This window comes from Pseudomonas fluorescens (assembly GCF_902497745.1).
Lineage (GTDB): Bacteria > Pseudomonadota > Gammaproteobacteria > Pseudomonadales > Pseudomonadaceae > Aquipseudomonas > Aquipseudomonas fluorescens_BM.
In genome coordinates, this window is the sequence record NZ_CABVHJ010000055.1 from 1 (window position 1) to 2,020 (window position 2,020).

General features: G+C 60.3%; 2 protein-coding genes. Both read left to right on the plus strand.

Features of this window, described 5'->3' with window-relative positions:
* On the plus strand, nt 1–1,213 hold a 1,213-nt coding region (locus F8N44_RS31090; protein WP_412071589.1), incomplete at its 5' end, for a transketolase-like TK C-terminal-containing protein.
* 11 nt (nt 1,214–1,224) lie between these two features.
* Nucleotides 1,225–2,020: biotin/lipoyl-containing protein (locus F8N44_RS31095; protein ID WP_318182869.1), on the plus strand; the 796-nt coding region annotated here is incomplete at its 3' end.

The window sequence follows — 2,020 nt, forward strand, 5'->3', positions numbered from 1 at the left end:
CGGTTCCGGCGACCGTGAAATTTCCACCACCATGGCCTTCGTGCGAATCCTCGCGCAACTGGTCAAGGACAAGGAAATCGGCCCGCGCATCGTTCCGATCATCCCGGACGAAGCCCGTACCTTCGGTATGGAAGGCATGTTCCGTCAGCTCGGCATCTACTCGTCCGTCGGCCAGCTCTACGAGCCGGTCGATAAAGACCAGGTGATGTTCTACAAGGAAGACCAGAAAGGTCAGATCCTTGAAGAAGGCATCAACGAAGCAGGCGCCATGAGCTCGTTCATCGCTGCCGGTACTTCGTACTCCAGCCACAACCGGCCGATGCTGCCGTTCTACATCTTCTACTCGATGTTCGGCTTCCAGCGTATTGGCGACCTGGCCTGGGCCGCTGGCGACAGCCGTACCCGTGGCTTCCTGATCGGCGGCACCGCCGGCCGTACCACCCTGAACGGTGAAGGTCTGCAACACGAAGACGGTCACAGCCACCTGCTGGCCGCGACCATCCCGAACTGCCGCACCTACGATCCGACCTACGGCTACGAGCTGGCGGTGATCATTCAGGACGGCATGAAGAAGATGACCGAAGAGCAACAGGACATCTTCTACTACATCACCGTGATGAACGAGTCGTACCAGCAGCCAGCCATGCCGGCCGGTGCCGAAGAAGGCATCAAGAAAGGCATGTACCTGCTCGAAGAAGACACCCGCGATGCGGCGCACCACGTACAGCTGATGGGCTCCGGCACCATCCTGCGTGAAGTCCGTGAAGCGGCGAAGATCCTGCGTGAAGAGTTCAACGTTGGCGCTGACGTGTGGAGCGTTACCAGCTTCAACGAACTGCGTCGCGACGGCCTCGCTGTAGAGCGCAGCAACCGTCTGAAGCCGGGCCAGAAGCCTAAGCTGAGCTACGTCGAAGAGTGCCTGAACGGCCGTAAAGGTCCGGTCATCGCCTCTACCGACTACATGAAACTGTTCGCCGAGCAGATCCGTCAGTGGGTACCGTCCAAGGAGTTCAAAGTCCTCGGCACCGACGGTTTCGGCCGCAGCGACAGCCGCAAGAAACTGCGTCATTTCTTCGAAGTTGACCGTCATTTCGTGGTGTTGGCAGCCCTGGAAGCACTGGCTGACCGTGGTGATATCGAACCTAAGGTGGTGGCTGAGGCCATCGTCAAGTTCGGCATCGACCCGGAAAAACGCAACCCACTGGACTGCTGAGGAGACATTTTGTGAGCGAACTCATTCGCGTACCTGACATCGGCAGCGGTGAAGGTGAAGTAATTGAACTGTTTGTGAAGGTCGGCGACCGTATCGAAGCCGACCAGAGCATCCTGACCCTGGAATCGGACAAGGCCAGCATGGAAGTGCCGGCCCCGAAAGCCGGCGTCATCAAGAGCCTGAAAGTGAAGCTGGGCGACCGTCTGAAAGAAGGCGACGAACTGCTTGAGCTGGAAGTCGAGGGCGCCGCTGAAGCGGCCCCTGCTCCGGCTGCTGCACCGGCTAAAAAGGCTGAAGAAAAACCGGCTGCCGCTCCGGCTGCTGCCGCGCCTGCCGCTGCCCCTGCTGCCGCTTCGGTTCAGCAAGTACACGTGCCGGACATCGGTTCGGCGGGCAAGGCGCAGATCATCGAGATTCAGGTCAAGGTCGGCGATACCGTCGAAGCTGATCAATCGCTGATCACTCTGGAATCCGACAAGGCGAGCATGGAAATCCCGTCGCCTGCCGCTGGCGTGGTCAAGGCCATCAGCGTCAAGCTCAACGACGAAGTCGGCACTGGCGACCTGATTCTGGATCTGGAAGTGGCGGGTGCTGCGGCCCCTGCGGCTGCCGCTCCGGCTCAGGCTGCTGCCCCGGCCGCTGCCGCTGCACCTGCTCCGGCAGCCGCGCCAGCAGCACCGGTTGCCGACAGCGTTCAGGACATCCACGTTCCGGACATCGGTTCGGCCGGCAAAGCCAAGATCATCGAAGTGTTGGTCAAGGCTGGCGATACCGTTGAAGCCGACCAATCGCTGATCACCCTGGAAT